Here is a 7,554-nt window from a genome sequence, read left to right on the forward strand (position 1 = left end):
TCGTCATGACGTCACACTGGTCTTCGCGCCTGCTGCCGCTGATCGGCCCGCTGCTGCTGTTTCTGTTGTGGCAGCTGGCCGTCAGTGCGCAATGGCTGAATCCGGTTCTGTTGCCCTCGCCACTCGAGACCCTGGGCTTCATGTTCCAGTCGTTCGCCGAGCCGTCCATGCGTACCGACATCGCCTCGACGCTGTACCGAACCCTGGCCGCGTTCGCTTTCGCGGCTGCGGTGGGGGTGCCGTTGGGCGTCATTCTGGGCAGTAGCGAAAAGGTCTACCGCAGCCTGGAATTTTTGATCGACTTCTTCCGCTCGACGCCCTCCTCGGCGCTGATCCCGCTGTTCATGCTAATTTTCGGCATCAGCGATGCGAACAAGATCGCCATCGCCGCGTTCGCCGCCGTGCTGGTGATTCTGTTCAACAGCGCCTACGGCGTGATGAACGCCAAGAAAACCCGGCTGATGGCCGCCAAGGTAATGGGCATTTCGCGCTGGCACATATTCAAGGACATCCTGCTGATGGAAAGCCTCGCGCAAACCTTCGTCGGCTTGCGTACCGGGGTGTCCATCGCCCTGGTGATCGTGATCGTCGCGGAAATGTTCATCGGCTCGGAAAACGGCCTGGGGCACCGGATCATCGATGCGCAACAGGTATTCAACATCAAAGACATGTACGCCTCGATCCTGATCACCGGCGCCCTGGGCTATCTGCTGAACCTGGCGTTCCTGCTGATCGAGAAAAAAACCGTCCACTGGAGTAGCCAGGCATGACGCACGCTCTTTCCCTCGCCCCAGCCCTCGACAAGCCACAGGTACCCGGTGCGGCACCGCGTGCCGACACCCATGTCACCATTCGCGGCCTGAGCAAAGCCTTTGCCGGCCAGCCGTTGTATACAGATCTGGATCTCGATCTGCCGCGCGGCAAGATCGTCTCGACCTTCGGGCCCAACGGCTGCGGCAAGTCGACACTGATGAACATGATCGCCGGGCTGATGCCGATGGATAAAGGCGAGATTCTGTTCGATGGCAAGACGCTCGCCCAGACCAAGATCGGCTACGTGTTCCAGAACTACCGCGATGCGCTGTTTCCGTGGATGAGTGCCCGCGCCAACATCGCCTACCCGCTGGTTCGTCAGGGCATGAGCAAGGCCGATGTGAAAGCGCGCGTCGATGAGCTGACGCAGATGTTCGATATCCGCTTCGATCTGAATCGTTATCCGTACGAGCTTTCAGGTGGCCAGCAACAGACCGTGTGCATCATGCGGGCGCTGGCGCCGCGCCCGGAAGTGATGTTCCTCGACGAGCCGTTTTCCGCGCTGGACTTCGAGATGACCTTGTTCATCCGCGACAAATTGCAGGAGGTGCAGTTGGCGACCGGCGTGACCATGCTGATCGTTTCTCACGACCTGGAAGACGCGGTATTTCTGGCCGATGAGATCCTGCTGCTGACCCGGCGCCCCACCCAGATTGCCGAAATCGTCCCATTCGATCTGCCCCGACCACGGGGCGCGGAGATCATGAGCCATCCGGAGTTCGTGCGGGTCAAGGCTCATACGCTGGAGGTGTTCAGGCGGGAAATGGCGCTCTGAGTCGCAACCCATCGCGCAACGGCGAAGGCGCCGATCTGCCGCATTCATGGCAGATCCATGAGGTGCCGCGTTACAGGCCTGCCAGGGCCTGACGCAGGTTGACCTCGGGCTCGGCCTGATCGTCCAGATCCAGCTGGTCTTCGAGCTCGCCCAGGTGCTCGAGCATCACCGCAGCCGCCCGCTCATGCTCGCCCTTCTCCAGGGCGGTGATGATTTGCTGATGCTCGTCCGATGCGCAGGACGGTACGTCATTGCGCTGGTAAAGCGCGACGATCAGCGAACTGCGCACCATCAGATTGGCGAGGATCTCGCTGAGCACCGAATTGCCGCTGATCTCGCCGAGCATCAGGTGAAACTCGCTCAGCTCGCGAACGATGGCGCGGCGGTCGGTAGCGCTGGTGGCCTTGCGCTCATTGCTCATGTGCGTAGTCACCCGCTGACGCTGCTTGTGCATGATCGCCGGCGTGATGCTTTCGACGATGGCGCGCTCGATGGCGCGCCGTGCAGCGAAGACTTCGCGGGCTTCCTTGGCGCTGGGTTGAGCGACCATCGCGCCGCGGTTCGGCTCGATGGTGACGACGCGCTGCAAGGCCAGGCGCTGCAGCGCCACCTGAACATGATTGCGGTTGGCCTGCAGGGTCTCGACGATCTGCGCTTCGATCAGGCGAGTCCCGGGCCGTAAGCGATGCTGGGCGATGGCCTTGAACAGGACATCGACGATGCGCTGCACTTCGGCTTGCTTGCTGGTTACGGTCTTCGCAGCCATCCTGTCCTCTGATCCAACCTCGACGAGCCCTGATGGCCCGTCGCGAGCGCTTCCACTGACGCATTATCCGCCAGCCACATGGGTGGGGTAAATACGCCATGGCGACCTGATTCGCTAGCGCTGTGCAAATTGCCACCGGCTGGTGAGAAAGAGGGTAACGCCTGGCCCGAATGGGCCGCTGGAGTGCTCAAGGCGCAATGTTGCTAGCGATAGGTGAACCCCATGCTAACAACAAGATCTGCAGTGCCAAGGCATCCGCCTGGAACGAATGCCTGCCGCTACGCTCTACCTTGGCGCGAACGCGATGCAGTTGGCGCCTTGCAGATTCCTGGCCAGCTAGACTGCTGACTGGATTGGCGCGCAAAGCCCTCCGGCAACGCGAGAATGACCCTCCCCCATTCACCACAGGCCCTCATGAAAGCTGTTCTGCTTCTCTGTCTGCTGCTGTGCGGCGGCACCGTTCTCGCTACGCCCAAGGCCGATGCCGTGCGCGTCGACAAGAGCGCACGCACCCTGCAACTGATCGCCGAGGGCAAGCCTTTCGCGACGTTCGATGTGGTATTCGGCGCCAATCCCGATGGCCACAAACAGCAGGAAGGCGATGAGCGCACCCCGGAAGGACGCTATACCCTGGATTACAAGAAAGCCGATTCGGGTTACTACAAGGCCATTCACGTGTCCTACCCAAACGCTGCGGACGTAGCCAACGCCCGCTCCCGGGGAGTGGACCCAGGTGGCCTGATCATGATCCACGGCCAACGCAACGGCTGGGGCTGGTGGTCATGGCTGACCCAGCGCTTCGACTGGACCAATGGCTGCATCGCCGTTGACGATGCCTCGATGGAAACCATCTGGCAGGCCGTCGAGCCCGGCACACCGATTGAAATTCTGCCCTGAGCTTGGCCGCCGAAGGAGCGCTTTATGACGACGCTAACTCCCCAACAGCAATGGCAAGCCGCCGTGCTCGACTATGCCCGACAGGTCAATCGCTATGTCGAACAGGGTCTCAGCCAAGGCTGGGACGGCCTGAAGGAACCGCAACTGGCAGCGACCGAGCACCTGCTGCCGGCCCTGCTGGAGGCGTTGCAGGCCGCCAACGAGACGAATGCGGATGACGCCAGCCACGCCAACTTCCGTACCGACTGGCCACCGGCCCATCTGCCACTGGTGCCCCTGCTGGATGCCCAGGCCCAGGCGATAAGCGCCCTCGCCCTGCTCGACGACGGCAGCCTTCTGGCCCGCGTCGGCAGCGCCTACGAGCGTGGACGCCTGGTGCATATTCACGGCAACCAGTGGCACGACGTGATCGGCATCGACTTTTTCGGACGCTGCCCGGCACGCCGTTATTTCGCCTTTGCCAGGGCATCGGGCATCAGCGTGCACGATGGCTGGGCCGGCCCGCAGGTCGCCCAGTTCGCCTGGCCCACGGGGCTGGAAGGCTTGCCTGAGGGTGCCGGACTCGAGGCGCTGGAACACCCTCCAACGCCGACCGCGCTGATTCCCTTTCCGGATGGTCAGCGTGTGCTGCTGGTCAGTTCGGATGGCATCTTCGTGCTCGCCAGTGAGGCAACCACGCGCCTGCTGCCGCGCCCGGCGGATATCTGCGACGACCTGCACAAAGGCACCCCCGCCGACGACATCGTTCTGGGGCTGTCCATGGAGCACGGCGCCGTATCAGCGGATGGCCGCTGGATCGCGGTGGGCGAGCAATGTGGCAGTCATCTGGTGTTCGACAGCGCCCTGCAGCAGGTCGCCGAAGTAGGCCCGGCAGGCGAGTATCCGCATTTCGCCCTGTTCAATCGCCGCAGTGACCGCCTGATACTCAATGCCTGCCATTTCTACAACGGCGCGACCCTGAGCGTCGCCGTGGCGGACCTGCCCGGCATGCAGACCGACTTCTACAGCGACGATGAACGCACCCCGGTCGTGCAGGACGGTGCGCGGGTGTACGCCGGTGTCTCCCGTGGCGATACCTTCATCGTCGGAGATGCCTACGGCTATCTGCGGGCCTTCGACGAACAGGGCAACGAGCGCTGGCAGCATTTCATCGGCTCGACCATCTGTGCCATGGATCTGTCGGACGACGGCAATACCCTGGCCGTGTCCAGCTATGCCGGTTTCGTCTGCCTGATCGATCTGGACGCCGGTCGCCCGGCCTGGCAGATCGGTACCGGCGAGCATCAGGAACGGCAGCGCTGGCTGTTCTGGAAAGGCCAGAGCAAACCGCTGCTCTGGTGAGCCACGCCCCGTCACCAACGTTCGAACCTCGATCAGGAGACCCGGCCATGCCCGCCACCCTCACCGCTCTGCAGGGCGACATCACCAGACTGGACGTGGATGCCATCGTCAACGCGGCCAACTCCTCGCTGCTCGGGGGCGGTGGCGTCGATGGGGCGATCCATCGCGCCGCTGGCAGCGAGCTGCTGCACGAGTGTCGGCTACTCGGTGGCTGCAAGACCGGTGAAGCCAAACTGACCAGGGGTTACCGCCTGCCCGCCCGCTTCATCATCCACACGGTCGGCCCGGTCTGGCGCTCCGGCAGTCAGGGCGAGGCGCAGTTGCTCGCGTCCTGCTACCGCAATGCCCTGCGCCTGGCCGCGCAGCAGCGACTGAGCAGCATCGCGTTCCCCAGCATCAGTACCGGCATATACGGCTACCCGATCGAGCAGGCGGCGCGGATCGCCGTCACCACGCTGCGGACCGAACTGGCCAGCCATCCAGATATCGCTCAGGTGGTGTTCTGCTGCTTTTCGGCCGGTGATCTGGCGGTGTATGAGCGGGCTCTTGCAGAGCCGAACGCCTGAGCATCCTCGTGGGCCTAACCGGCGCGAGCGAAGCCGTGCACACGGGCCATGAAGATGACCAGCCATGCCAGCAATCCCAGACCCGCGGCGCCCCATGGCAGTGCTGCGGCGCCCAGGCTCTGCAGGAACAAGCCACCGCATAAGCCGCCCCCGGCAATGCCGAGGTTCCAGGCGGTCACGCACATCGATTGCGCGATATCGGCGTCCTTGCCCGCTGCGCGAATCGAGGCGGTCTGAAACAGCGTGGGTACACCGCCGAATGCCAGCCCCCAGGCGGCCACACCGGTATACACCAGCAACGCAGATGAACCGCTGACCGCCAGCATCACGCAAGCCAGCGCCAGCAAGGCCGCACTCGACAGGCTCAGCAAGCGCAACCAGCGGTCGATCAGCATGCCGGTCAGCCAGATGCCCAGCAGCGCTGCCAGACCGAACGCCAGCAGCACCCGATCGACTTCCGCGCGCATGCCGAGGGGAGCCAGGAATGCGGCGATATAGGTGTAGAACAGGTTGTGAGCCAGCACGTAGATGAGGATGGCGAGCAGTACCGGACGGACGCCGGGCAGGCGCAATACCCGCGCAATCGGCAGCGGACCGGCACTGCGCTGCCCGGCAAAGTCCGGCAGGATGATGCGCCCCCAGACCAGCAGAATCAGGGTCAGCAAGCTCATCAGCATGAAGGTGTAGCGCCAACCGATCGCATTGCCGAGAAAGGTGCCTGCCGGTATGCCGAGCGATAGCGCCAGCGGCGTGCCGACCATGGCCACCGCGATGGCCCGCCCCTGAAGATGAGGCGCCACCATACGCGCCGCGTACCCGGCGACCAGCGCCCACAGCAGACCAGCGAACACCCCGGCGAAAAACCGCACCACCAGGGTCAGGGGGTAATGGCTGGACAGCGCAGTGACCAGATTGACTACGGCGAACCCGCCGATGGCGATCAGCAACAGCGGTCGCCGCCGCCAGCTACGCGTCAGCATCACCAGCGGTATGGCCGCCAGCAGTGAGCCGAGCGCGTAGAGCGTGACCATCTGCCCGACCATGGCCTGGCTGACGCCCAGGTCCGCGCTCAGTTGCGGTAACAGTCCTGCTGGCAATGCCTCGGTAAGGATGGTGATGAAGCCAGCGCCCGCCAGCACCAGCAAGCCGTTCAGCGGCAAACGCTCGCGCTCGTTGGCCACCTGGCTTGCAGGCAGCAGATGTTCGTCTGTGTACATGGAAAGCGCCTGTAGAAGGGCTTGGCGCAGCGGAAAGCGGCCAATCGACCCGAGCAGCAGGTTAGGCAGCGGCGTTCTCGAGAAAAACAGGCTAAGGTTCGCAACTTAGCGGACATTTCTGTCCTCAATCCAATGCCCTTGCAGTCTGGGCCCGTGATGGAGTCCCGGATGGACAACCTCAGCGGTATCGGCGTGTTCGTACAGGTGGCCAACACCCGCAGCTTCACCGAAAGCGGCCGCCTGCTTGGCATCTCCTCTTCGGCAGTCGGCAAGAGCATCGCGCGACTGGAGCAGCGGCTGGGCATCCGCCTGCTGCACCGCAGCACCCGCAGCATGACGCTGACCGCCGAGGGTCAGCGCTTTCTCGAGCGCTGCCGGCGCGTGCTGTGCGAGCTGGAAGCCGCGCAACTGGAGCTCAGCAGCGCCGCCCTGGGGCCCAGCGGGCGCCTGCGCATCAGCATGCCGCGTGTGGGTGAACTGGTGATGCCGGTGCTGATCGACTTCATGCAGCGCTATCCGCAGATCGAACTGGATATCGACCTCTCCAACCGCATGGTGGACGTCTTCGAGGAAGGCTTCGATGCGGTGATCCGCACCGGCCCCATGCAGGACTCGCGGCTGACCGCCCGGCAGCTCGGCAGCTTTGCCCAGCAACTGGTGGCCAGCCCGGATTATCTGCACAGCCACGGCACGCCCCAGCAACCGGCGGACCTGCTCGAACATGCCTGCCTGATGTACCGCTTCCACGCCAGCGGCAAGCTTGATCGCTGGCCGCTGCGCGGCGCCAATGCGGAGTTGGAAGGTGCGCTCAGGCAGCGGGTGATCTGCAACACCCTCGACAGCCTGCTGCGGGTTACCCGCTCAGGCCTGGGAATCGCCTGCTTGCCGGACTTCCTGATCGCCGAAGACATTGCCGCTGGCCGCCTGCGGCCGGTGCTCGCCGATCACATGGAGCATGGTGGCGCGTTCTGGATGCTCTGGCCCAACAGCAAATATGCGCTGCCCAAGCTGCGTGTGTTCATCGATCATATGAGCACCACGCTATTCAGCAAGCCCTGAACGTGGCGAGTGGGTGACTGAAACGGGGCTCGTCATGGCCAGCGAATGGTGACCGCTGGTGGGCTGAAGCCCACCCTACCCCCAGAGGCATGAACCGTAGAATGGTTACCGCTGGTGGGC

At 63.6% G+C, this 7,554-nt stretch carries 8 protein-coding genes; 6 read left to right on the forward strand and 2 right to left on the reverse strand.

Going from position 1 to position 7,554, the window contains the following annotated elements:
• The first annotated feature begins 5 nt into the window (after nucleotides 1-5).
• Both ACT9T4_RS22420 and ACT9T4_RS22425 read left to right on the forward strand, forming a co-directional pair.
• Complete coding sequence (locus ACT9T4_RS22420) at nucleotides 6-770, forward strand: ABC transporter permease (protein WP_042552718.1); 765 nt, start codon at nucleotides 6-8, stop codon at nucleotides 768-770.
• Nucleotides 767-1,588 carry an ABC transporter ATP-binding protein gene (locus ACT9T4_RS22425; RefSeq protein ID WP_463564441.1) on the forward strand — a complete coding sequence of 274 codons (822 nt, stop codon included), beginning with the start codon at nucleotides 767-769 and terminating at the stop codon, nucleotides 1,586-1,588. Before ACT9T4_RS22420 ends, ACT9T4_RS22425 begins: the two co-directional genes overlap by 4 nt.
• Before the next feature lie 70 nt (nucleotides 1,589-1,658).
• Here the strand turns inward: ACT9T4_RS22425 and ACT9T4_RS22430 are convergent, their stop codons facing one another.
• Nucleotides 1,659-2,354, reverse strand: coding sequence for a GntR family transcriptional regulator (locus ACT9T4_RS22430; protein WP_499119012.1), 696 nt, complete (start codon nucleotides 2,352-2,354; stop codon nucleotides 1,659-1,661).
• Between the two features lie 414 nt (nucleotides 2,355-2,768).
• On the opposite strand from ACT9T4_RS22430, the gene ACT9T4_RS22435 reads away from it, so the two are divergent.
• Genes ACT9T4_RS22435 through ACT9T4_RS22445 form a run of 3 tightly spaced genes read left to right on the forward strand, consistent with a single transcriptional unit; the run spans nucleotide 2,769 to nucleotide 5,158 of the window.
• The gene (locus ACT9T4_RS22435) at nucleotides 2,769-3,251 is read left to right on the forward strand and encodes a L,D-transpeptidase family protein (RefSeq protein ID WP_042552715.1); all 483 of its coding nucleotides are present in this window, start codon (nucleotides 2,769-2,771) and stop codon (nucleotides 3,249-3,251) included.
• A 24-nt stretch (nucleotides 3,252-3,275) separates the two neighbouring features.
• A complete protein-coding gene (locus tag ACT9T4_RS22440; protein WP_179537748.1) occupies nucleotides 3,276-4,592 on the forward strand; it encodes a PQQ-binding-like beta-propeller repeat protein in 1,317 nt (438 codons plus the stop codon).
• A 47-nt stretch (nucleotides 4,593-4,639) separates the two neighbouring features.
• The gene (locus tag ACT9T4_RS22445) at nucleotides 4,640-5,158 is read left to right on the forward strand and encodes an O-acetyl-ADP-ribose deacetylase (protein WP_179537747.1); all 519 of its coding nucleotides are present in this window, start codon (nucleotides 4,640-4,642) and stop codon (nucleotides 5,156-5,158) included.
• Nucleotides 5,159-5,172: 14 nt separating this feature from the next.
• Here the strand turns inward: ACT9T4_RS22445 and ACT9T4_RS22450 are convergent, their stop codons facing one another.
• Nucleotides 5,173-6,375: an MFS transporter gene (locus ACT9T4_RS22450; protein WP_179537746.1), complete on the reverse strand. Its 1,203-nt coding sequence runs from the start codon at nucleotides 6,373-6,375 to the stop codon at nucleotides 5,173-5,175.
• A 168-nt stretch (nucleotides 6,376-6,543) separates the two neighbouring features.
• On the opposite strand from ACT9T4_RS22450, the gene ACT9T4_RS22455 reads away from it, so the two are divergent.
• Entirely contained in the window at nucleotides 6,544-7,434 is an 891-nt protein-coding gene (locus ACT9T4_RS22455) for a LysR family transcriptional regulator (RefSeq protein WP_042552711.1), read from the forward strand.
• Nucleotides 7,435-7,554 lie beyond the last annotated feature (120 nt).

It is taken from the genome of Pseudomonas sp. SZ40 (assembly GCF_052958135.1).